The organism is Pseudanabaena sp. lw0831 (genome assembly GCF_016584665.1).
GTDB lineage: Bacteria > Cyanobacteriota > Cyanobacteriia > Pseudanabaenales > Pseudanabaenaceae > Pseudanabaena.
The window spans coordinates 1-24097 of the sequence record NZ_BBJB01000058.1 but is presented as its reverse complement, the minus strand read 5'-3'; the positions used below and the strand labels follow the sequence as shown (position 1 = coordinate 24097).

Sequence of the window (24097 nt, the reverse complement as noted above, 5' to 3'; positions counted from 1 at the left end):
GCTTCTTTGGGTTTTGGTTTTAATTGTGACGATGTACTTATGAAATCGAATTTAAAATTTTACAGGTACAGAAAATCCTAAAATAAAGGCATTATGTAGATCGCTGATACTTTACAACTTATGAACGGGGCTTCCACATTTTTTGATCCTAGTGACAAGATTGAGAGTGGATCAATTGCTTTAGCAATGTTTTCCAGCAATAGTCCTGAAGAATTATTAAAAATTTTTTTAACTAGTTTAGGCGATCGCTTAGCTGTTAGTCGGGTTGCAATTTATCAATTAACCAATCAGGATGAAGGCATTGTATTAGTTGAAGCAGTTTCGCCTAATATCCAGAATATTAAAAACCAAACGTATCCAATTTCTTGTTTTGGAGTGGATTCTCTCCTAAACTATCGTCGTAATCGCCCCGTCGTACTGTCAGATATTACGCAAATATCTGAGCTGATAAACTTACATCAGTGTTGGCAAAATGCTAAGGTTAAAGCAATGATGTCAGCCCCAATTTTGTTCAATTCCTTGACAGCGTTTGATAAGATCTGGGGATTAGCATTTGTTCAACAATGCGATCGCACAAGACAATGGGAACCTCAAGAAGCATATTTCTTGTTCGAGCTATCTCAATTTTTAGGTCAGTGTTTACAGTCTTGGGAATTAAGTTTGCGATCGCCTACATTCTCTAAATCATTACTTTTGGATGATCGGCTTTGGGATGAGTCCCCCGATCAAGAAGAATTTGTCGTCAAAAGAGTGAAACTATCTAAAGATCTAAAAGTTAAGCCAGATCATCCTAATCCAATTACAGATGGGATTGCAGTATCCAAAGATTTTATTTTGTCCGATGATGATGCGAATGAAATTCTGGATCGAAGTCTTATCAAAAATAGTGAAACTTCTATCAATCAAGCTATTAATCTTGCCATGCAAAGACTAGATCGAAAAATCCAATATAGCTCTAGTTCATATCCTCGTGATTTCTCACAAACAGATGCCTCACAAGATATCTATGGCGTTGATTTGGAATCAATTACCATAGAAGATGTGCTAGAAAGTTGCGCTCAAGAGGCAACCCCAGATCAAACACAGTCAAAGGTTAATTATTTACAACAAAGAGTTGGCGAGCTAGTAGAAAGTATGCAATTAAAACTAGATGAAATTGCATTACTTCAGAAACAAGTTCAAGAATTAACTGCATCCCAACAAGAATTTCGGCAAATATTGTTAGATTTACAATCAGAAAATTTAACTCAAAGTATAAGAGATACAGTTATCGAAATGTATCGATCTCTTTCGTGAAAACCAGAAGAGACGGCGCTTTGCGCCGTATCTTCTGGTTAATTGCGAGTTACGACTGCCTCAATATGGGCAGTTTGAGTTTTGACATTTGTTGCTGCATCAACTTTGCTTTCGACAGAGGCGATCGCCCAGCGCAATGGTTCGCCATGTTTGGCTAGCTCCTGCTCAACATTTTTGGCGATCGCATCTTGATTTTCATTAATCTCAATTTCCGCAGTAATAAAATGGGTCGTCATTCTGTTTACTTTTTCTAATTTAATTTGATGGCTAGAATTTTACAGCGTATTGAACCACGCAAAATTAAAGGCAGCTCAATTGCCATATTCCCTTCCCAGTGAAGAATTAGTGGGAAGGGAGAATCTCCTTTTTTATAGCTTAAATTAGGACATAAAACCCAAAAGAGAGTTGTAGCGCGAAGCGCTACAACTCTCTTTTGGGTTTCTCCGACAGGCTGCTAGCTGACTATAACTAGATGGAGTGATGAAAGTAGTTTTTGGGCATTAAGATTAAAACCCGACTATTTTAGTCTGGTATATTTGACGACTATAAAGGGCTGTGTTAGAGTTCATTTCAATAAAGAAATCAAAACAAAAACCTTTAACGACTAAAAAGGCAACCAAGAACATGACTGCAACGATTGTTTCTCCTTACACCAGCGATCGCGTTGAAACCTTCAGTAATCTCAAGTGCAAAGAGTGCGGTGCAGAATACGAAGCCAAGGCGATGCACGTTTGCGAACTGTGCTTTGGCCCCCTAGAGGTTGCCTATAACTACGATGTGATCGCCGCCAGAGTCAGCCGTGAAACGATTCAAGCTGGCCCCCTCTCAATTTGGCGGTATCGCGATTTTCTACCAGTCAAGACTGAAAACTATATTGATGTTTCTACGGGCATGACTCCCTTGATCAAGGCAAATCGCCTTGCCAAGCGTCTCGGTATCAAAAATCTCTACATCAAGAATGATGCAGTGAACATGCCCACCTTAAGCTTTAAGGATCGCGTTGTTTCTGTTGCTCTCAGCCGTGCTCGTGAACTTGGCTTCACAACTGTTGCTTGTGCCAGTACTGGCAACCTTGCCAACTCCACCGCAGCGATCGCTGCCCATGCAGGTTTAGAATGTTGTGTTTTCATTCCCTCCGATCTCGAAGCTGGGAAAGTTCTTGGGACAACCATTTACAATCCCAAAGTTTTCTCGGTACATGGCAACTACGACCAAGTAAACCGACTCTGCTCAGAAGTCGCTAATACTCATGGTTGGGGCTTTGTAAATATCAATCTTCGTCCTTACTATTCTGAAGGTTCTAAAACCCTCGGTTATGAAGTCATCGAGCAACTAGGCTGGAAACTTCCCGATCACATCGTTGCACCTCTTGCTTCTGGTTCACTGTTCACCAAGATTTACAAAGGCTTTAATGAATTTGTGAAGGTGGGCTTAGTTGAAGGTAAACCCGTTCGTTTCAGTGGCGCACAAGCAGAGGGTTGCTCACCGATCGCTTCAGCATTTAAAGATGGTCGTGATTTCATTACACCTGTTAAGCCTAAAACTATTGCTAAGAGTTTGGCGATCGGTAATCCTGCTGACGGTATCTATGCGATCGATATCGCGCACAAGACTAATGGCAATATTGAGATGGTTAATGATGATGAAATCATCCAAGCTATGAAGCTCCTTGCCGAAACTGAAGGCATCTTCACCGAAACTGCTGGCGGCACGACGATCGCTGTGCTCAAGAAGTTAGCAGAAGCTGGCAAAATCGATCCTGATGAAGTAACTGTCGTCTACATCACAGGCAATGGTCTAAAGACTCAAGAAGCAATCCAAGGCTATGTTGGCGAACCATTCTTGATTGAGCCAAAACTAGACAGCTTTGAGAGGGCGCTTGAGCGTTCACATACATTAGATAAGCTAGAGTGGCAAACAGTTTCTGTCTAGTATTTTTCCTTAGCTAGAAACTAACAATAAAAGCAGCGCATTGCGCTGCTTTTATTGTTAGTTTCTAGCTAAGGCTTGTATTGGTCTAAGGAATTTAGTCTACAACATGCACCGATTTGCTTTTTTGAGCAACCAGAAGTCTAAACTGGCTTATAGCAATGCAAGAGATAGCTAGGACAAATCAAAACCAAAAAGATGAGTGGCGGTGCGAAGCGCCGCCACTCATCTTTTTGGTTTTATGTCCTAAGCAAAACTTGCATTGCTATAAAACAAGGGATTATTCTGTCCTTTGAGGCAAAATAATTGAGAAGGCTGGAATAAATTGTCAAGACTAGAGCGATGGGGTCGCTAATTTTAGGAGATTATATTGTTAATCTCTTGTTATTGCAATAATTCGCCTCATCCTATTTTCGTGTTTGGCTTTTTTAGCCTTTTTTAGAGGTTCCCTTAAGTCTAGAGATTAGTCCATATGTCTCAAACACAAAATATAACTGTTGAATTTCGAGAAGTAAATTTTCAGGTAAATCATCAATATCTCTTGTCCCAGTTGAATCTGACTATTTATGCGGGAGAAGCCCTCGTTCTCCTTGGACGAAGTGGCAGTGGAAAAACGACGACCTTAAAGTTAATTAATCGCCTGCTTTTACCAACATCAGGACAGGTTTTGGTTAGCGATCGCCTGACAACAAACTGGGATGCGATCGACTTGCGAAGAAATATTGGCTATGTCATCCAAGAAACAGGTTTATTTCCTCATTTTAATGTAAGACAAAATATTGGGCTAGTTCCATCTTTGCAAAAGTGGTCAAAGCACCAAATAGAAACAAGAGTTTATGAAATGCTGGGCTTGGTGGGATTAGAACCAGAAGTCTTTTCACAACGATATCCCCATCAACTATCTGGTGGTCAACGTCAGCGTGTCGGAGTGGCGAGAGCTTTAGCTGCTGATCCACCAATTCTGTTGATGGATGAACCCTTTGGAGCGCTCGATCCGATTACAAGACTAGAATTGCAGCAGCAATTTCGGTATTTGCAAAGAAAGCTTAGCAAAACAGTTGTTTTTGTGACCCATGATATTCAAGAAGCCTTTTTTCTGGGTACTCGTATTGGCTTGATGGATAAAGGTGAATTAGTTGTATTAGGGACAAAAGAGGAGTTTCTGCGCTCTTCGCATCCAGAAGCGCAAGCATTTATGGCTTGTTTGCGTCCATTGGAATAGTTTTTATGATGTGCTGCGCGGAGCGCAGCACATCATAACTTCTTTAGTAATAGTTCTGGAATGAGTATTTGTCGATTAATTGAAGGAGATTATTTTGCTTTCTAGCTTTCTAAACCAATATAGCCCAGAGATTTTACTCCGTAGTGGCGAACATTTAATCTTAGTGGGAATTGCCATGACTGTCGCAATTGCGATCGGGATTCCCTTAGGCATTCTCATTACAAGGCATCCTAAATTTGTAGCGCCAATTCTCGGAATTGCTAACGCTTTACAAACTATTCCTAGCTTAGCAATCTTTGGCTTTTTGATTTCCGTGCCATTTTTAGGCGGTATCGGCAAAATCCCTGCGATCGTGGCTCTAACTCTTTATGCACTACTTCCCCTGATTCGCAATACCTACATTGGCATCCAAAGCATCGATCCCGCTATTCGCGAGGCAGGACGAGGGATGGGTATGACGGACTGGCAATTATTGGTTCAGGTAGAACTGCCTCTAGCATCAGGAGTGATTTTGGCAGGTATTCGCGTTGCTACGGTGATTTCTGTGGGCATTGCGACGATCGCAGCAGCGATCGGAGGCGGGGGCTTGGGTGTATTTATTTTTCGAGGTATTTCCACAGTTAATAATCAACTGATTTTAGCAGGAGCAATTCCTGCGGCGATCATCGCCTTAAGCGCAGATTTTGGGTTGGGATTATTAGAAAAGAGATTGACTCAGCAACCCATCCAAAAGCCAATATTGAACAAGCGACAACTCGCAATTGTGGGAGGTCTTGCTGCTGCGATGATTATTACTATAATTACCTTCTTACTACAACAGAACCCTCAAACAATTGTGATTGGGTCTAAAAATTTTACTGAGCAGGTGATTTTAGGAGAATTATTAGCTCAACAGATTGAAACTCATACAAAACTAAAAGTTGATCGCCGTTTTAATCTAGGTGGAACATTTATTTGCCATGAAGCCTTAAAAACGGGGCAAATTTCAGGCTATGTTGAATATACGGGTACAGCATTTACGGCGGTGTTAAAGCAAAACCCAATCAGCGATCGGCAAATTGTATATGACCAAGTGAAGGCGGCTTATGCGAAAGACTTTAATTTGGAGGTCATGCCATCTCTGGGATTTAATAATACTTTCGCGATCGCGATCCGAGGTGAAGATGCAAGAAGATTAAATATTAAAACTATTTCCCAAGCCTCTCAATATACTTCTGAATGGCAAGCTGGCTTTGGGTATGAATTTCTAGAAAGAGCTGATGGTTATGCTGGTTTAGCCAAAACCTATAACTTGAAATTCACGAAGCCACCTCAACAAATGGAGTTAGGGCTTATGTATCAGGCTCTAGCAAAAAAGAACGTTGACTTGATTGCAGGAAATTCGACAGATGGTTTAATTCCTATTTTAGACTTATTCATTTTGGAGGATGATAAAAACTATTTCCCTCCTTATCAAGCCGTTCCTATTTTTAATCAAGCAATTTTGCAGAAACACCCAGAGGTTCGAGAATCTATCAAACATTTAGCGGGTTTGATTTCTAATGAAGACATGCAAAAAATGAACTATCAAGTGGATAACCAATCACGTCCTGCGGAAGCAGTCGTGAAAGAATGGCTCAAGTCTAAATCTAAAATCTAACAATTGGTTTATGAATGTTCGATAAAGCTAATTCAAATAAGCGATCGCGCATAAACTTAGCGCCTCAGTCCACTCGACGATCGCGCCATAGGTATCGCCAGTCTGTCCGCCGAGTTGGCGGTTGAGCCATGCGGCAATGAGCCAAGAGAAACTAAAACCAATTACCGTTAAACCAATTCCTAAACAAAGTGAGTTGTAAAAATAAGCGATCGCAAAATTGCCCATTGTCAATAAAATCGCAACTAGCCACACTTGCCAATGATGCAAATCCTCTTGATGAAATTTGCCCTTGCCGATCGCTTTGAGATAGGGATAAGCCATAATTGCGCGTAACTGTCCCCATCTTGCCCAAGCCCAAACACTGGCTAAGATCCAAAAGCGCTGATCCTTAATTGCGGCGAGAGCAATAACTTTTAATAACAAAATCGTGATTCCTGCGATCGCACCGAAAGCACCAGTATTACTATCCGCCATCACCTCAAGGCGACGACTAGGATCGTTGACCGCAAGCCCATCGGCGGTATCCATCACGCCATCGAGATGTAACCCACCTGTGATCAGCAACCCTAATAAAATCGTGAGTAGCGATCGCAGATATATAAATTCTGGTGCAGGTTTAATTAGTCCTAATCCAAGGTCGAAAGAGGCGATCGCGCTGCCGATCAAAATGCCGATCAGAGGTGCATAGAGGGCAATCCCTCTAAAATCCAGCATTCCTTGTGGACATAAAGGCAAACAAGTATAAAAAATTAGCGCCGCTTGAAATTTTCGCCAATGCTGCATTTGAGAAAACCCATAAAGTAGAAGGTGCATAAAGCGTCATTTCTAATTTATGGGTTTTCTGTATCTTAGGTACGAAAAATCGGAAAATTGGGCTTGATAAAAGCTAGATTAGTTAGGATAGAGAGAATATTTTTATATAAAAAGTTTTTCATAGAAAGCATGATAAAGCAGCGTCGTATTTGGTCTTGGCTCGTAATTGGTTTAGTAGCGATCGCCGTCCAGTTTTTCTGGATAGGTGGCGCAAATGCTGCGGTGACGGACTATTTACAAGAACAAAAATTTCTGACAAATGTTTGGCAAATCGTCAACCGTTCTTATGTAGACGCTGATTTTAATAATCAAAACTGGTACAAAGTACGCCGCCAGTTTATCAACCGTAAATTCAACACTCGAGAGGATACTTATACGGCGATTCGCGAAATGCTCGCAACTTTAGACGATCCTTTCACAAGGTTTCTAGAGCCTGACAAGTTTAAAAGTATGCAAACCAGCACGTCAGGTGAGTTAACAGGCGTAGGTCTACAAATCGCCGTGGATGAACCTGATAACAATGTCACAGTGATTTCGCCGATCGAAGGTTCGCCTGCGGATGTGGCGGGTGTGCGATCGCGCGATCGGATTGTTGCCATTGACAACATTCCGACGAAGGGCTTGAGCCTTGATGAATGTGCGACCAGAATGCGTGGCAAGATTGGCTCTGAGGTCAAACTGAGTCTAGAACGGGCGCTGGCTGATGGTAAGGGCTTAGAAAAACTGGACGTAGTGATTAAACGCGATCGCATTGCGGTTACGCCAATTATCGCCAAGCTCAATCAAGAGGCAAATCATAAAGTCGGCTATATTCGTTTAAATCAGTTCAATGGCAATGCTTCAGCAGATATGGAGAAGACGCTGAAAAAGTTTGAAGCTGAAGGCGCGGATCGTTATGTTCTCGATTTGCGTGGTAACCCTGGGGGGCTGTTTGATGCGGGCTTACAGATTGCGCGGATGTGGATTCCTGAAGGAACTGTAGTTTATACCGTTGATCGGCATGGAGTGCAGGAAAGTTTTGAAGCAAAAGGCGATGCGATTACGACCGATCCGTTAGCCGTTCTCACCGATGGCGGCTCGGCTAGCGCTAGCGAGATTCTGGCTGGTGCTTTGCAAGAGAACGATCGCGCTCAGCTTGTTGGGACGAAGACCTATGGCAAAGGCTTAATTCAATCTCTGTATGAATTAGAAGATGGCGCAGGTTTGGCGGTGACGATCGCTAAATACGAGACTCCATTGCATCACAATATCCATAAGCGCGGTATTATTCCGAATGTGGAAGTTGCTCTGACTGAGCCAATTACTCGTAAGCAGCTTGGCACAAGTGAAGATCCGCAATATGTGGCAGCTTTATCAGTTCTGAATGGAACTTATATGAATGTAATTGCGAAGTCGTAATTTTGCGATGTGGATAGCAATCGAATTTGCATAACAATTTGATCGCTATCCAATTGGGCTATAAGATGATATTGCATAGATATAATTGAGCAGGAACTATAATTTTGTAAAAAATAGCGGCTAATCTTACACTAAAAAGCTTGAGGTGATAAATGTCCTCGATCGCAACTGTCCTCGAAGAAACTGTCAGTCAGATCCGCTTTTGCGTCGATGACGTAGAACTTGCGAAAAACCTATTGCCTGTTAACGATGCATTACCTCAACTAGAAGAGAAATTGGGGAGAAATATAATAACATTTAGTCATGAAAAATCACTTAAATTAATTGTTGATGCTTATGTTCATCCATTAGCCCATGCTGTTCACTCGGCTTTTAGCGATCATCGTCCTCTTGTTCTAACGCCTGACATTATTTGGATTACTATAGCCCAAGGATTTGCTCAACATGTTAACAATAATGCTGAAAAGTTGCGATCGCATTTTGTACAGCATGAAGGGAAGCAAAAGCTTGTTGTTGAAATTCTTGAAATCCCCAAAAGCGGTCAAAGATGGAGTGATTTAATTCAGGATTGGACATTACAGATCCGCGATCATGTGGGAGCCGATCTGTATCGTCTAATAGAATGCACCTTTAGCACCACGACTCCTATCACCCAAACCGTGAGTCACATTGTTATGATGGATACTTTTCAGCAGTATTTTGACTATGAGATGAGGGGTATTTGTGGTATACCAGACATCACGTTGATGGGGACAGTAGATGATTGGCAAGATATTTATACTCGAGTGCAAAGTATTGCTCAGTATGATTTAGGATGGTGGACAAACAGGGTTTTACCCATTTGTCGAGAATTTGTTAAAACAGCCTCTGGTAATCCATCCCTAAGCTTCTGGCAAGCAATTTATAAGCCCAAAAAAATCTATGGTGGCGAACTAATCACTGGATGGCTAGCAGAATTATTTCCTTATCTCAAATATTCCGTAACTGAAATTCCTTCAGTCAGAAATCCAATTTTAAGCATTGCTCGTGTAGATCTTACCGTGGACGATGGAATATCGCCAAAATCCATCCCTATAGGGCTTTCGCAAGTTCCTGTGACATTCATATTGCCGAACAACAAATACAATTTAGAATTAGTAGCTGGTTTTCTCGGTGTATGTCAAAATGAAGGTGGGGAATTAAAACCTGAGATTGGCTGGGCGCTGCGTCAAAAGGAAGGTTGGGAATTAAAGCCTGAGCTTGGTTGGGCGTTACAAATACAAGGCGATCGCTTTGCAGAGTTGTTAAACAAAATTCAACGAGAGCATATCACTCAAGTACCCATAGACTGGACAAAATTTGAGTTTGGATTTGATAGTGTTCCTAAAGAGATCGTTCAGCTTCTAGATCGATTTAATGGAGCAACACTTTTTGCTGATAGTGGTCATTCTTGGAAAATCAGTAAATATAACAATACTTTTAGTGATACTTGCACCATGTATAAAATTGCGTGGTCAGACCAGCTAAATTATCAACTAAATTATCATGATAAAAGAGTTACTAACTTAATTGACCTAGAAGACGGACGATGTATTGCCTACAACTCAGTGAGCATAATTGTTTTAGGGGATCTTGTACTACGATCAGATGCATCTGACAACGAAATATGCCAGTTTGAGCTTGAAAATGTTGTAATTATTGCTAAAAGTATTCCAGACCTATTTGAACGCATCCTTCAAGCCAAGGGAGAATACTATTTTGACGATCCCAATTTTGAGAATATTCAATAACTTGAGAAAGCTTACTAGGAGGTGTTAGGCGATCGCTGTTTGATTTTGTGGGAAGAGGCGATCGCTATTTGGATAAGTGAGATCTGGTAATCGCCATAAACAATTAAAGTAGCTCAGTGCTTTCACGCGAATTTAGATTACTATAACTGAATAGTAAGTGACCCAAATTGACTTAGCACCTTTGATCTATGACAACTGCAAACCAAGGAAATCGCTCTTTTTGGCGCTTTATCATAAATGACACGACAGGTTTTGTGGTAAAGCGACTCGGACAAGCAGTTATTGTCGTTTTGGGCGTGTCAATTTTAAGCTTTTTTGCCATTACTAAGTCTCCTGGTAATTGCTTCTCGGATCTGCGAAACAACCCCAATACACCGAAAAAGACGATCGAGCAGTTAGAAAAACAACTGAACTACGATAAGCCTGAAGCAATCCAGTATCTTTTGTGGTTACAGAATACGTTAGGCGGTGATTTAGGTGTTCGTTGTCAAGGTTTAGCACCTGTTACGCCGCTAATTGTTGAGCGGGCTGGTAATACACTACTGATGTCTCTTGCGTCTTTGTTCACAACATGGTTATTAGCGATTCCCCTAGGCATTTATAGCGCTGTTAAACAAAATACTTGGAGTGATCGCCTAATCCAAATAGTAAGCTATGCAACGCAAGGGTTTCCTAGCTTCGTATTGGCGATTCTCTTACTGATGTTGGCTCAAAATACAGGCTGGTTTCCTGTTGGAGGTATGACTAGTATTAATTTTGCGGAGCTATCACCTTTTGGGAAGTTCCTCGATATTTCCCACCATATGATATTGCCAATCTTGACTTTGACGTTGGTTAGCTTTGCGGGATTGCAAAGAATTATGCGCGGTAGTTTGCTGGATGTGTTGCGTCAAGACTATATCAAAACTGCCCGCGCCAAAGGGTTGCCTGAAAATAAAGTAATCTATGTCCATGCACTCCGTAATGCGATTAATCCTTTGATTACTTTATTAGGATTTGAATTTGGGGGACTATTAGGAGGCGCATTTATTACTGAATTCTTTTTTAGCTGGCCAGGACTAGGAAAGCTTCTACTAGATGCAACTAAAGAAAAAGATACTAATCTGGTAATGGCGGGGCTGATGCTAGGGACTTTGATGCTAGTCGTTGGCAATCTTATTGGTGACTTATTGCTCAAAGCAGTCGATCCACGCATCAAACTTGATGACATGGAGTAAAAAAAAGCGGCGCAGTGCGCCGTTTTTTTTATGACTTTAATTATACCAATTCTCGAAAGTGTAGCCACACTTTCGAGAATTGGTATTAGAGGATATTCGCGATGATATCAAGAATCCCATTTTTAATTGGATCAATGACAACCACATTGGAGCCAACGACAATAATATTTGTATTAGCAGGTAAATTGATGTAGTTCACAACAGTTACAGGAAGTAAGACCTTCTTAGCGATTCCGGGGGGCAATCCTTTGCCACGGGCTAGATTTTTCTGAATTCCAGGTGGTAAAGTACCGACTTGAGTATAGATTTGTTGACGTAACACGTCATTGATTAGATAGCTAGAGGTACTTGTCCCACGGATAATCTCTACGATCTGGGTACGTTGAAGTGTAGTCAGACTGATTGTCTGTATCGATGTAGTAGTCGTGGTTATTGTAGTTACGGCATCTTTTTCAGGCTTAACTTTATGTGGCTTTTTCGCTTCGACAGTACTGGCTAGTAAAGTGCTGCTCCCCAAAGCTAGTGTGCATAGTAATAAAGCGGATTTTTGCTGCCATTGCATGATTAATAAATCTCCATAGTTATTAAAGTTATCAAGCTTCCCCTTATAAAAAGTAGACTCATAAATTTAAAATTGGTTCCTTCAAACCCAAAGACAAGTGGCCGCAATAATTTGGGCGTAAAGCACTGTATATCTTAACGCCTGTGGCGATCGCTATTATTGCTACGCCCTTCCTACAAAAAAATTGACATTACAAAGCCAAGAATTGGTGGTGTGGGCTGAAGCCCCGCACCACTAATTCTTGGATGGGAAGGGAGTAAAATCTATAAAGTTGTCGCTTACGGTTAGCAATGTTTCCTTTACATGATGATAATCCGACTCAAGATACTTCCATAGTTGTCTATGCGCTGATTTTAATAAATGTGCTGATTTTTGGATATCAAACTAGTTTGCCAAACTTTCAACTGGGGGAATGGTTAGGGAATTTTGCCTTATTCCCGAAAGAGTTAATTGCTAATCCATCAAAAGGGGCGATCGCATTAATATCATCACAGTTTCTCCATGGCAACATTTTTCATTTAGTTGGGAACTTGTGGTTCCTCTATCTATTTGGCAATAATATTGAAGACCAACTTGGTCATTGGAAGTTTTTGTTTTTTTACTTGTTCTGTGGCGCGATCGCAGGAGTTGCTCAAGTGATGACAGCACCAATGTCGCTGGTTCCGATGGTAGGAGCTAGCGGTGCGATATCTGGGGTAATGGGCGCTTATCTAATTCGTTTTCCTCGAGCAAGGATTTTGAGCTTAGTATTTTTAGGGTTTTTTATAACGGCGATTCCAATTCCTGCGGCAGTATTTTTGGGCTTATGGATTGCAGGTCAAACTGTTTATGCTGCAATAGCCAATCCTAATTTACCAGGGGTGGCTTATTTAGCTCATGTTAGTGGTTTTGTGATTGGGGCGATCGCGATGTTTTTATTTTCAAAGCTCAAAAAATGAGAGGTGGCGCTTCGCGCCGCCTCTCATTTTTTTTAGCGAGCGCTTCGCGCCCACAAGCATTTTGAGTTGGCTATATTGGCTGAAAATTTGCAGAATCAGCTAAAAAGCCACGTAAACGTCGAGAAATTAATTCACGACTACCCATTCTTCGTCCCAGCTCTTTTTCTAATGCTCCCACTGGTGTGAGGTTTTGGGGTGCACGCGGATCGCGCGTAGGATGCGAGGCGTATTGAGGAATTAAATATGTACTTTGATCGGCGATCGCCTTAGCCCGTTCTAGAGGAATTGCGCCATCTAGATCAATGCGAATAATTCCATGTAAATCGTGATAACCCAGCTTTTTGTAGTTCAAATCTTTACTGCCCGATCGCAAATACCAACTAAGATTCGAGCCATGGGTATTAGTAATCCGAAAAATTGGTGTCCGCTCTCCGACCTTTAGCGATCGCATAACTTGAGCATTATCACCTTTGAGATATGCCTTACCCATCGTTTTTACATAGCCCATCGTATCGTAGGGAGTTTGATAAACCCGATAAAGCAAGGGACCATCGCGCACAATTAGCGTATTCTCTTTGATTAATTCTTTATTTAAAGAGAGCGCATTGGCAATCCGCAGTTCTTCATCAAGCATTTCGCCTTGTACTAATTGAGAAGGAGTATCTGGCTGATTGTTACTACTAGTCAAACAGCGATCGTATTTTAAATCACCTCGACCACTTATAGGACAAGGTATTGACGTTATAGGAGGAGTCAAATTCCCACCCAATGCAATAATCCTTGTTACTTCTGTTGCTACACATTTTGCTCTGCTAATCGTGCGATCGACTAACACTGCTCCCACTGAGATTGTTGCAAATGCACCATACAGAATCTCATCATCACGCCGACCCAAAAAGCTAGCATCAAGGCGGAGTCTGCCATCAATAAACAAAATTTGATTAGGAAGTTCGGGTGCGATCGCAGCCCTGATTGCCTGCCATTCGCCATTTTCAAATTCAACTTCAGTATTTACCCTGTCACTAGTGGGAATTTCTTCAGGATTAATGCTGACAGGCGCATCATAGCCCATACTCCAAGGCTCTAGGCGAATGTTATATTCGCTCCAAAAATTGTCTACTAGTGGCTTTATAAGGTTGGCAACCATAGAAATTAAGCTGTTCAAATAGGAATGAATTATACACTTATGTTACGCAGAACGCAGATAAGCGATCGCCTGATCTTGCTTTTAATGATGCAGACTACACCTATTTGAACTATTTCTGCTTCGGCTAAATCTTTATCACTTAAGAAATTAGGCAAAATGTTATATTTGAGGATATTGATTGGGCTAAGTTGACCTATGACCATTGCAACCGAAAGACCAATACAACAGCAGTTACTAAGTTTTGGTGCTTTTATCGCCCGATATGGTGACAGTAACCGCTACGAATTGATTGATGGAGAGGTGTTTGATTTAGAACCAACAGGCTACCACGAAGAAGTTTCTGCTTTTATTACCACAAAAGTCTGCGCCCAAATTGATGCGATCGGTTTGAATTGGTTTGTCCTTCAGCGAGGATTACTACGTCCTTCTAACATGGGTATGACAGCATTTCGACCTGATGTTATGGTTATTGACCACAATGAACTTGAGAAAGAACTACTTTGGCATGACCAATCAATCCTGACGCTGGGTAGTTCGATTAAGTTTGTGGTGGAAGTGGTTAATAGTAACTGGCAAAATGATTATGCGCGTAAAGTCGAAGACTACGCAATTTTAGGTATTCCTGAATATTGGATTGCGGATTATACGGGTTTAGGTGGGACTCGTCATATTGGGAAACCGAAACAACCGACTCTTTCTATCTGTACGTTAGTCAATGGGGAGTATGAAATCCAGCAGGTTCAAGGCAATCAACCCATTACTTCTCTTACATTCCCAAATCTCAAACTGACAGCCGAGCAAGTTTTAAAAGCTGGTAGATAAATCGCACAGCTTTCTATGCGATCGCCGCCAAACTCACTACAGCTCAAGAAAATCTGGAAAGAGACAGACAAGAACTGCCAATACTGCAAAATCGAGTCAGTCAACCCTTTGAGCAAGCACAGGAATACGAGCAGAAATCAAATCGGCTAGGATTCTTGAAAGAGATGTTTGATGCGATCGCCCATGAATCCCCTGTAGACGATAGTGGAGCCGACTATGGATTAGAGAGCGAAGACTTGGAAGAATCGCGAGAAATCTTCTGGTCAAGAGACTCAAGTGCTGCGTCCATAGAACCACCATCAACAGCGATCGTGGAAGTACTGAGGCAGAGGCAGTTTGAGGATTGGGGAGCTGATGAAACTGAGAACTGGCTAGAGCAAATTGCGCTACTTGTGGGTGATTTTGATCTCTTAGTGAGGGGCGATCGGCTTTTGCAGCTTTTGCAACCGCAAGTATTCAAGCCATTGTCTGAATTCACGCTTTTAGAAAAAGGAGGTAAGCAACTTGTGATTCCACACAAGAATGTAAACGAGGAGAGAGAACAGTTGAAATTGTTCTAAATTTTGGTAATGTTTTAGGGAAAAAATTTTAAAGCCAGAAAGAAAAGATGATACTTAGTTCCATCTTTAATATTTCTGGCTTTTGATTTTGTCCTAGAAATTATCTAAATTCTAATACAGTAAATTATGGACTTGTATTAAATGTCCATGTATAAGTTTGGTTAGATTCCTTTCCCTTTGCTGTTAATTGCCATTTAACGTTAGAACATGGGATTGCATAATCGGCTTGTTGATGATAAAAAAAGTTGCGGTAATTAGCATAAAGTGTAGTAGAATACTTCCATGTATTTCCAACAGTAATTTCTTTACCTTCACAACCTCTACGTTTCTGGATATCTATTGGCTGAAAACCAGATACCAAAATATCGAATTCTTCATGCGATTCACCAAAATCAAAAATAAATACAACAGATTTTCTTCGATATAAGGGTAAATTTCCTCTTGCTTCTCTAAAATCTTCACGATATCTCCTTAGTATCCCAAAAACATTATTTGAGCCATCGGGGCTGCTGACTGAAATTTCTTGGTTAGGAGGAAGCGGTATTGTTTGTATTCTAGCACCACTTAAAGGCTCAATTTCACCTACAAAGTTCAGTTCTGGACAACTAACTCCATCTTTTAAGATGGTATTGTATCCATCTGGAAGTTTACAAACTAAGCTTTCAGGCACAATACGAATCTCAAATGAGACCAAAGGAAATCCTGAAATGCTCTGGGCATGACAAGGGAGAGGAGATAGAATAGTAATAACAGTGGTTAGAGTAGCACAGGTAGCTTTAATAAATGGAGAATTTATTTTCATAGTACACATGGTATGAATTGCCAAACTTAAAACTGTTATTATCAAATTAAGACGTTCAATTTTTTGTCAAAAAAAATAAATCCTAATCTGAATTTAGAATAGTCTTACAAATAGATTTAACATTTCTCGCTAAATCGTTGGACTTATTCAGAAGTGAATGTTTATTAATACGTTTACAAGCTAAATAAATTTGAGATTGTCCATTAGTTATAGTACTAAGATCCCAAAATCGCAGAAATCCATCTTTTCCACCACTAATAAGTAAGTTTTGATCCCGATCAATAATTGATTTGTTAACACCTCCAAGATGTGCTTCTAATGTAATAAAGTTATCATACTTATCACTATCTATGTCATTATTGGTTCTTCGCCACAGCTTTACTTTCCCGTCTTTGCCGCTACTCATAAAAAGGTTTTTATCTATGATGGTAATTGAATTAATTTGATTAGTATGTTGTTGTTCGCTATTGCTATCAATAGGTCTAATGGCTTCGTTATCAACATTCATGGTGGATAGAGTTCCATGTTTATCTCCAACAACAACCCAAAAAAGATTTTTAGGATCGGAGAAAATTGAAGAACTAGTTATTCCTTTATCAATTAGTGAATCATCACATTTATCTTTAGCTCTATTCCATAATTGTGGTGGGGATATAGCATCATCACTACCATATGGAGCAATGACAACATAACTTCCATCACGGTTAATAGAAATGGAGTCCACATTATAGTTGAAATGACCACATTTATCTGGCAACTTAATGATCTCGTAACTTTTGGCAGCATTTTGCTTCCATGCAGTGATATCACCATTAATATACCCAGCAACAATTATAGTGCCATCTTCATTGACTCCAACTGAAGAAATGGCTGATTTTGAGTTTACGTCATGGGGAACTACAGGCAATTTTGTGGGAATAACAATGCCGTCCGTATCTCTTATTCTAATGCTTCCATCGGAATGCCCAGTTATAATATGCAACTGATTATTTTTACTATAAACAGCGATAGGAGGCTTTTTAGGGGAAACTATAGGTGATTCCAATTTACTTGAAGAAATAATTGATTGTTGAAAACTTACAGGATTCCAAGAATCAACATTCCAGAAATCACCTTTGTCTTCCTGCCATGCAATAATTATTTTCCCATTTGGTAGTGTAGCTATGGGGTAGTTAGTTTTTTGACCTACGTAGACTTCATTAATCGCTCTAGATTTATTTAGTGCCTTTGTAAGTATTTTGGATATAATTTCTTTGTTGCCAAAATTGTTTGCTTGCATTTCATGAGCTACTTCTATAGAAAGCATAAGTCCTTTGGTAGACTCATATGAATCTAGCAATTTCTCAGCTTCTAATTTTTTAAGTTCAATCAGTTTATTTTCAACTTGACGTTGTAATTCTAGTTTATTTCCAACTTGACGTTGTAATTCTTTAAGTTGAGTTTGTATGGTTTCTGCGTTCTTTTGAAGCATTTCAGCTTCATTCTTAGCCAAACCAGCTTCATTCTTAGCCAAACCAGCTTCATTCTTAGCCAAACCAGCTTCATTCTTAGCCAAACCAGCTTCATTCTTAGCCAAACCAGTTTCACTCTTAGCCAAATCAGCTTCATTCTTAGCCAAATCAGCTTCATTCTTAGCCAAACCAGCTTCATTCTTAGCCAAATCAGCTTCATTCTTAGCTATTGCTGCTTTTTCATTTGTATTTTTCACTTGCATATTTGCCACATTGACTATGCCCACTGCAAACACTGAAGCTGCAACGACACACACAAATAAAAATACAGAACCATTGCGTTTCAATCTTGTTGCAGTTTGTCGTGCTATCTGAGCATCTTCTTCTGCATGTTGTTTTTTCTCCAAAGCTAATTGTGCATCTTCTTCAGCACGCTGCCGTTTCCCCTTTTCCTGTGACAATTCGGCATACAACTCTTGGATTTTTGGAGCCTGTGCAGTATGGATAAATGCTGCCAAATAATCATGGATGAGTTGGTATCTGTTAGTTGGAGATTCTGGCAAAAGAATTACTAGACCAGAACCAACAGCAATTTTTAGAATTAAATCAAGGTTTGTCTCTAAATTATCCGTCTCCTTTTGTATATCGCGCAGTTCTTTCGCTAGTTCACTCTGAGTTTTAATCGGGCGTGTGCCTCGTTCGTCTGTTAGTAGATATAGCAACAGATTTGCCAATTCCTGATTTTCTGAACCACAGTCCGCAACTACTCCGTCTAGATATCGACGTACCAATACGGCTTTGGGGTTATCGCCTAACCTCTCATAGTTTGTTAGGTTACGGACATTTTCTAGCTGTAACTGTGCTCCTACCACCTGTAACTCGACTGGGCGGATTTCTCCCAGATCGTCCTTGAGATCTTGGGTCAAGCGATCGATTAGTTCCCTATCAAGTTGAAAATTTGCTCTTCTAGTCAGACCTTCGATTAAATTTCTAGCCTGTTCTTCTTTAAGGTTTCCTATTTGGTAGAGGAATCCTTGACTCAAAACGTCGATCGGTATATCTGCTTGAATGCCTTCTCTATTTTTAAGTTGGTTGAGTCCTAATAGATAATGTAGATAATCCTCTCGTAGTGATAGCAGTACTTTAGTCGTGGGAATCTGCTGCCGATCGACATAAATTCTCTTCACAAAACTAAATAGTGGCTGGCGGTCAGCAGGATTGTCAAACTCAAAAAAGAATTCCTCAAACTGATCTAGAATAATAACTGTTTGCAGTTCATGGGTTTCATTCCATATTAATGCGTCCCACAGTGTTTCCTGAATATCATCGGTTCTTATTCGGTGTCGTGTTGATCGAGTGGCAATTATTTGCGCCAGCAAATCTTCCTGCCAATTCTTATACTTGCGGATGGTAATCGGTAGTACGTCTCGTTCCTTAAAAGATTTTTCTCGTAAAGCAGGTAGTAATCCTGCTTCGACTAGCGAACTCTTGCCAACTCCCGAAAGCCCGTATAACACAATCAGCTTGTAATCATTACGACCAATGCGCTCGATCAGTTTGCGGATATCCTCATCTCGTCCCGATGCTTCAATTTCTAAGGTAGTTCCCACTTTGGAAGCTGCCAAACGCCCTGCACCAATAAAGGCTCGTAGTTCATACTGCTGCTCAATACTTCGCCGTTTTTGTTTGACCTTAAAAGCTCTTAGATATTGACCTTTGCTAAAATACAGATCTCGCAATTCTTTTAGGGCGCGGACATATAGTAGAGGTTTACTTCCCTCTCCTTTATATTGAGCAAGTCGCAGACAGGCGATCGCACGGTTTTGATTTCCTTCTTGTTGGGCTGTTTCTGCTTCTAGTACCAAACACAGTAAGACATAATCTTGTTGGTGATGGAAGCGATCGGAGATTTCGGTTGAGACTTGTTTAAACGCACTAAAAGCACTCTTGAAAGATGCAATAGCAGAAGCATAGATGGTATGTGCTTCGTCTGCTGACCGATCGAGGTTGGCGCGTAGAGATTTCTCCGTAACCAATAAAGCATGTAATCCTAAATGAAAATGTAGTAGCCCCTCGCGATCGAGATAATTGTTTGTCTGCCAAAATTCTAGACTAGTATTATATAGGCGTTGTGCTTCTACTAAATCACCTTGATCGCAGGCATCGCGCCCAAAAAAGAAGTCTACACTAGCTTGCAATGGTGGAGATAGTTGTTCGCCTCGCAACTGCAATTCCTTCAAAGAGTCAAATGCTTCGCGGCGTTCACCTTTACCAAATAATGAGTCATTACTTTCTGTCGCGAGTTTGGGCTCGGCTAATAGGCGAGCAAACAGATTTTCGTCCAGATCTTGCAGTTGAGCGAATAAGAATGGTGTGGGGGGACTTAGTTCTCTAGTCGTTGCCCAACTGTAGAAATCTGGTGCTAACTCTACAAATTGTCCAAATGTACGATCGTCAAGCCAAAGCAACACGGGAAAGGCAAAGCTTTCACGAAAAGCCTCACGCACGACATTAGCTGCCGCCAGCAGATTATCGATCTCCGCTACTTCGGTTAGTCCCAACACCAGTAATGCGGGTGGATTCAGATCGAGAATCGTTGCTTTTATCGAACCATATAGTTTTGTTTCCTGAGGGAGCAGATTCAAGATTTGTGGGCTAAAACCGTAGTCCGTTTCACAGATCTGTTGCAATTTTGTCACGGCTAACTGCACAAAGTGTCTGTAATTGCAGCGCACTAGCATCAACTTGAACTGTCCCCGCGCATTTGAAATCGCCCATGCCAGTTTCTTTAGAGTTTTCTCATTCTCGGCGTTTAAAGATAGTGACGGAGAACTTTCCATTAGTGTTTACTCCTGCAATTCTGCTGCTTTAGCTAAAATGGGGTTGACATCGAACCAAGACTCACCACCATCGCGATATTCAAATACAAAGCGGCTACGAATCAATTTTTGATAGCCTTGAGCATCATTGACCCTCTTTGTTTGCTTCACTTTCCGCATCATCTCCCATTCTTCATCAGAGATCGGAAGCTTCATCTCGTTGCACTTTGAGCGAATGACTGACTCTAGCGAGTTTCGGGTGAGTGGTAAACCCATTTCTTCTTCTAGCCAACTGGTCAACAGTTGCAGTAAGTCGCGCACGTGTCCACCACTTGCTAAGCATAGTTGATCGAGGGAGTCCAAACTATCAAATAATTGAGTAATGTACTCCGACTGTAATCGATTTGCCGCATCTACATCGGGAAAAGCACGCGCCAAAACCATTTGCCGCATCAGAGCTAGCCCTTGTTGGAATGTGCTGCCATCTTTGAGGCGAATTGCAACCATCGGCAAAACGCTTGGTTCGCGGAAGCGCTGCATCATCATGCCATAGTCATTTGAAAATTTGAGTGCCAATGGCATTGTGTAAATCATGTGGCAGTTGAGCTTTGTCAACGTTTCTCCCTGATCGACAAACAGATACTCCTGCTGCGATCGCCCGAATGATTTTACAGTATTATCAATGCGATCAAGATTATCAACGATCACAACAAGTCCTTTTTTACCTAGTTGCTTCAACTTGGCGATCGCAGGTTCGATTAGCTCTTCATTCATGAGGCGCACAAGCTCACTCTTTTGCGGTGCGAGATACTGATTGAGCTTTTCTCGTAATTTTGAGTCGTTTTTTGTGCGAACGGTGATTTCACCAATTCCTAGAGATAGAGAGACACCCTTTTCTGTACTAGCAGCTACTGTTCCAAATGGTGTATTAACCTCAGTAGAAACTTTCCCTGATGTACTTGCAGAAATTTTGCCCATTCCTGGCACGTTAGCTTTTGCCTCAACCACCATCTCCATCATCAGCACTTCTTTTGTCTTTTGGAGCAATCCTTTAAATCCTTTAGCTTCCTCAAGTTGAAGTGTTTCTAAACTTTGGCTAATGCGGCGAGCGCTTGCAAGCAACACATCTATAATATCTACATCAGTTACTTCTAAATCATCACTTGATGCAAAGAAGACAACGTGAAATCCTTCATCTTCTAGATCTTTTTTTAGTCGGAGCAGTTCGGTTGATTTGCCACAGCCAATATGCCCTGTAAACAGTGCACAAGTTGGACTGTCTGGAGAAAGTTTAGCAATTTTATTCTTTAGCTTGCCTATAATTTCGCCACCGCGCACACTGGAAAAATCAATGTAGAGTTTCCTATCTTGTTCTTGGGAAACAACAAGAGTTTTACTCGGATCGATTGCTTTGAAAAATTTCTGGATATCGACAGTCATTCCATCTAACCTCATACTCATATAGATAGTATCACTTTACGCTCTAAAGCTTAACCTGCATTACTCCCGTTGATCGATAAAAATTATCAAGACTCTTGCAGAAAGATTGATCAGGCAATTTATCCCAAAACAGTCTATTTATTGAAATGTTCATACAATTAGATTTCATAGGTTGGTAAACAGTCAACTCTAGCTGGCAATTAATATCTGCATCTAAACAAGGTAAATATTAAGTATTAGTCTTTTGGTTTAAGGCTCAGAGCTTGTCTAAATTCCTTAGCAGGAGTTTTATTGAAAATTAATTTGAGGAAAAGGATTGAACCAATCAGCTTGAAATACAATCTGTCAGATTTACCAACTGGAAGTGAATCAAGGCAGAGCCATGTAGAATTTATTCGCGTGAACCTAGAGCTACTGCTAGCCGTAGCATGGAATGGCTACGAAAGCGAAGGTAGAGGAGCGATTTGTGGTTGTTTTCATGTCAGGTTAAAAAGTTAAGTAATGTTAATGAGAGTCAAACAAATCAGCTTGATCCTGTAGTAACTAGCTGCCACAAGCCTGATGGAGTCCAAATACGATTAAAAGAAGCTCCTTCTGCGATCGCTTCCATAGGCGGGATGAGGAAAACCTGTAAAATCCGAACAACCTCACGAAGCTCTTGAGATGCTGATTTAAGCTTTCCCTTTTTCAAGAAACCTTGCCACTGTTTTTGCTTTGACACATCCTCAAAAAACTCAGAACTGAGAGCTAGAGGAATCTCCACAGGTATAGGAGTTGAGCGTCTCTCAAAAGTAGCCTGAATAGACTGGCTCAAGACTTGACCATCAAAAGAAAAATGCTGAGTAAGATAGCAGATATCGTAAAAATCCTTCATACGAATATTGGCAATACCGAGAGCAACCATTGCCTGAAATTTCTCGGCAATAACTGTTTCTCGTTGATAGCTCTTGAGAACAGGAGATGAAAAACTTTTTAAGATAGTGGGAAACTCAATGGTCTGTATGCCTGGGAAAACAGAATCACCAAACCCAATATCAATCTGAACAGAGATGCGAGTTCTCGAACCAATCAAGATCGCATTTAACTTAATGCGTACTCCCTGATAAGCTTGACCTTCCTTGATTTGGATACCTTGAACAGTCGCAGATTGGAAGTCAAGAGCATCCTCCTCAACCTGAGTCGTGCATATTTCTCAAAAGACCTGCTCTAGATGCGTAACAGTATTATCGCCATAGCAGAGCAGATCGAGATCTTGAGTAGCACGGTGAGGCTCTTGGCTCCATAACACAAACAGCATCGCCCCTTTGAGAACAAACTTATCTCGATACTGAGATTGATAGAGACGATAAAGTAAACGCTCTATGGCATAGCGAATCAAAACACCTTGAAAATCTTCTTGGTTAGCTCTAGCAATATTCAAGAGGCGATCGCGAATAGATGCAGCAAGAGCAAACGATTGGTTATCGCTCATACTAGAGACTCTAGATAAGGACGAATGACATTGCTAACTCGGCAAATCTTGGCAAAATGCCAGATTTCATCAAGCGTAGCCGCACGTTCTCTCCAGCATTCTCGAAGAGCTTCCAGAGCAACATCCAAGCCAATTTTGTGTCGATACTTAAAACAATCAGCAACGGTTTTAGCTGGGTTATAGACTGGGACAGTGACACCAGCAATCTGATGCTTATCAATACCAGAATAGAAAGCTTGATCGGACATATAAACAATTCGGAGAGGAAGCATCGATGATTTTGGCGACCAAGTTTTGCGATCGATCGCCAGCCAGACCTCAAAAGGAGCTTGAGTAGTGATGTTATGAAAACGCAGCGCTGAGAGTAGGCAAACAACAGTATTAGGAAACCGTTTACAAGCCTCGACCATAGTGTAATTCTCAGAAATATCAGAATCAGGCAGTAAGTAAATCCCTCGCCCCGATCGCAAGATTTCGCCTTGTTGTTCGAGGCGGCGTAGATATTCACGATGGATGCCATAGGTTACAAGATCTCTCGGTCTCAGCACACCGAGTTCGCGGATAAGCTCTAGCACCTGTTCTTTTTTAGATTGCTCTAGCAGCATTATAATGTGTCAATTACTTAGCTAATATTGAATAATGCCTAGAGTTTGACACAAACTTGGAGTAAAGTCAAAATTCGATTGCTTTGAGATGTAATTTTCTATCCAAAAAGCTGGAATATTTTTCAGAAACTACAATCCCTATAAGGGAACTCCAAAGAAAAAATGATCCATATAAAAACCAAAAATGTTGTGGCGGG

The 24097-nt window shown here is 40.9% G+C and carries 19 protein-coding genes and 1 pseudogene; 11 read left to right on the top strand and 9 right to left on the bottom strand.

The window, feature by feature from the left end:
• Nucleotides 1-120 precede the first annotated feature (120 nt).
• The gene (locus APA_RS11905) at nucleotides 121-1296 is read left to right on the top strand and encodes a GAF domain-containing protein (protein WP_201322489.1); all 1176 of its coding nucleotides are present in this window, start codon (nucleotides 121-123) and stop codon (nucleotides 1294-1296) included.
• Between the two features lie 38 nt (nucleotides 1297-1334).
• Here APA_RS11905 and APA_RS11900 read toward each other — a convergent pair whose 3' ends face one another.
• Entirely contained in the window at nucleotides 1335-1532 is a 198-nt protein-coding gene (locus APA_RS11900; RefSeq protein ID WP_201322488.1) for a hypothetical protein, read from the bottom strand.
• Between the two features lie 388 nt (nucleotides 1533-1920).
• Here APA_RS11900 and thrC point away from each other — a divergent pair, with 388 nt between their 5' ends.
• The 3 genes from thrC to APA_RS11885 all read left to right on the top strand — a co-directional run bounded on the left by thrC (nucleotide 1921) and on the right by APA_RS11885 (nucleotide 6086).
• The gene (gene thrC / locus APA_RS11895) at nucleotides 1921-3228 is read left to right on the top strand and encodes a threonine synthase (RefSeq protein WP_201322487.1); all 1308 of its coding nucleotides are present in this window, start codon (nucleotides 1921-1923) and stop codon (nucleotides 3226-3228) included.
• 469 nt (nucleotides 3229-3697) lie between these two features.
• Nucleotides 3698-4447, top strand: coding sequence for an ATP-binding cassette domain-containing protein (locus APA_RS11890; protein ID WP_201322486.1), 750 nt, complete (start codon nucleotides 3698-3700; stop codon nucleotides 4445-4447).
• A gap of 94 nt (nucleotides 4448-4541) precedes the next feature.
• Nucleotides 4542-6086 (top strand): glycine betaine ABC transporter substrate-binding protein, encoded by a 1545-nt coding sequence (locus tag APA_RS11885; RefSeq protein WP_236579526.1) that lies wholly within the window; start codon nucleotides 4542-4544, stop codon nucleotides 6084-6086.
• Between the two features lie 27 nt (nucleotides 6087-6113).
• Here the strand turns inward: APA_RS11885 and cobS are convergent, their stop codons facing one another.
• Nucleotides 6114-6899, bottom strand: a complete 786-nt coding sequence (cobS, locus tag APA_RS11880; protein ID WP_236579525.1) for an adenosylcobinamide-GDP ribazoletransferase — start codon at nucleotides 6897-6899, stop codon at nucleotides 6114-6116.
• A 129-nt stretch (nucleotides 6900-7028) separates the two neighbouring features.
• Between cobS and APA_RS11875 the strand changes: the two genes are divergently transcribed.
• From APA_RS11875 to APA_RS11865, 3 genes are all read left to right on the top strand, one after another.
• Entirely contained in the window at nucleotides 7029-8297 is a 1269-nt protein-coding gene (locus APA_RS11875) for a S41 family peptidase (RefSeq protein WP_201322485.1), read from the top strand.
• A 152-nt stretch (nucleotides 8298-8449) separates the two neighbouring features.
• Complete coding sequence (locus tag APA_RS11870) at nucleotides 8450-10066, top strand: DUF4419 domain-containing protein (RefSeq protein ID WP_201322484.1); 1617 nt, start codon at nucleotides 8450-8452, stop codon at nucleotides 10064-10066.
• Nucleotides 10067-10254: 188 nt separating this feature from the next.
• The gene (locus tag APA_RS11865; protein WP_201322483.1) at nucleotides 10255-11283 is read left to right on the top strand and encodes an ABC transporter permease; all 1029 of its coding nucleotides are present in this window, start codon (nucleotides 10255-10257) and stop codon (nucleotides 11281-11283) included.
• A gap of 85 nt (nucleotides 11284-11368) precedes the next feature.
• On the opposite strand, the gene APA_RS11860 is transcribed toward APA_RS11865, so the two are convergent.
• Nucleotides 11369-11845 carry a hypothetical protein gene (locus APA_RS11860; RefSeq protein WP_201322482.1) on the bottom strand — a complete coding sequence of 159 codons (477 nt, stop codon included), beginning with the start codon at nucleotides 11843-11845 and terminating at the stop codon, nucleotides 11369-11371.
• Between the two features lie 290 nt (nucleotides 11846-12135).
• Here APA_RS11860 and APA_RS11855 point away from each other — a divergent pair, with 290 nt between their 5' ends.
• Nucleotides 12136-12783 (top strand): rhomboid family intramembrane serine protease, encoded by a 648-nt coding sequence (locus APA_RS11855; RefSeq protein WP_201322481.1) that lies wholly within the window; start codon nucleotides 12136-12138, stop codon nucleotides 12781-12783.
• 70 nt (nucleotides 12784-12853) lie between these two features.
• On the opposite strand, the gene APA_RS11850 is transcribed toward APA_RS11855, so the two are convergent.
• Nucleotides 12854-13930, bottom strand: a complete 1077-nt coding sequence (locus APA_RS11850; protein ID WP_201322480.1) for a hypothetical protein — start codon at nucleotides 13928-13930, stop codon at nucleotides 12854-12856.
• 195 nt (nucleotides 13931-14125) lie between these two features.
• Here APA_RS11850 and APA_RS11845 point away from each other — a divergent pair, with 195 nt between their 5' ends.
• A complete protein-coding gene (locus tag APA_RS11845) occupies nucleotides 14126-14752 on the top strand; it encodes a Uma2 family endonuclease (RefSeq protein ID WP_201322479.1) in 627 nt (208 codons plus the stop codon).
• 155 nt (nucleotides 14753-14907) lie between these two features.
• Complete coding sequence (locus APA_RS11840) at nucleotides 14908-15312, top strand: hypothetical protein (protein ID WP_201322478.1); 405 nt, start codon at nucleotides 14908-14910, stop codon at nucleotides 15310-15312.
• A 124-nt stretch (nucleotides 15313-15436) separates the two neighbouring features.
• On the opposite strand, the gene APA_RS11835 is transcribed toward APA_RS11840, so the two are convergent.
• From APA_RS11835 to APA_RS11825, 3 genes are all read right to left on the bottom strand, one after another.
• A complete protein-coding gene (locus APA_RS11835) occupies nucleotides 15437-16114 on the bottom strand; it encodes a hypothetical protein (RefSeq protein ID WP_201322477.1) in 678 nt (225 codons plus the stop codon).
• A gap of 82 nt (nucleotides 16115-16196) precedes the next feature.
• Entirely contained in the window at nucleotides 16197-20405 is a 4209-nt protein-coding gene (locus APA_RS11830) for an AAA family ATPase (protein WP_201322476.1), read from the bottom strand.
• A gap of 6 nt (nucleotides 20406-20411) precedes the next feature.
• Complete coding sequence (locus APA_RS11825) at nucleotides 20412-21824, bottom strand: ATP-binding protein (protein WP_374101357.1); 1413 nt, start codon at nucleotides 21822-21824, stop codon at nucleotides 20412-20414.
• A gap of 330 nt (nucleotides 21825-22154) precedes the next feature.
• Between APA_RS11825 and APA_RS11820 the strand changes: the two genes are divergently transcribed.
• Nucleotides 22155-22322: a hypothetical protein gene (locus APA_RS11820; protein WP_201322474.1), complete on the top strand. Its 168-nt coding sequence runs from the start codon at nucleotides 22155-22157 to the stop codon at nucleotides 22320-22322.
• A 25-nt stretch (nucleotides 22323-22347) separates the two neighbouring features.
• On the opposite strand, the pseudogene APA_RS11815 reads toward APA_RS11820, so the two are convergent.
• Nucleotides 22348-23295: pseudogene (locus APA_RS11815) on the bottom strand (nucleotidyl transferase AbiEii/AbiGii toxin family protein).
• Nucleotides 23292-23900, bottom strand: coding sequence for a type IV toxin-antitoxin system AbiEi family antitoxin domain-containing protein (locus tag APA_RS11805; RefSeq protein ID WP_201322472.1), 609 nt, complete (start codon nucleotides 23898-23900; stop codon nucleotides 23292-23294). Before APA_RS11805 ends, APA_RS11815 begins: the two are co-directional and overlap by 4 nt.
• Nucleotides 23901-24097 lie beyond the last annotated feature (197 nt).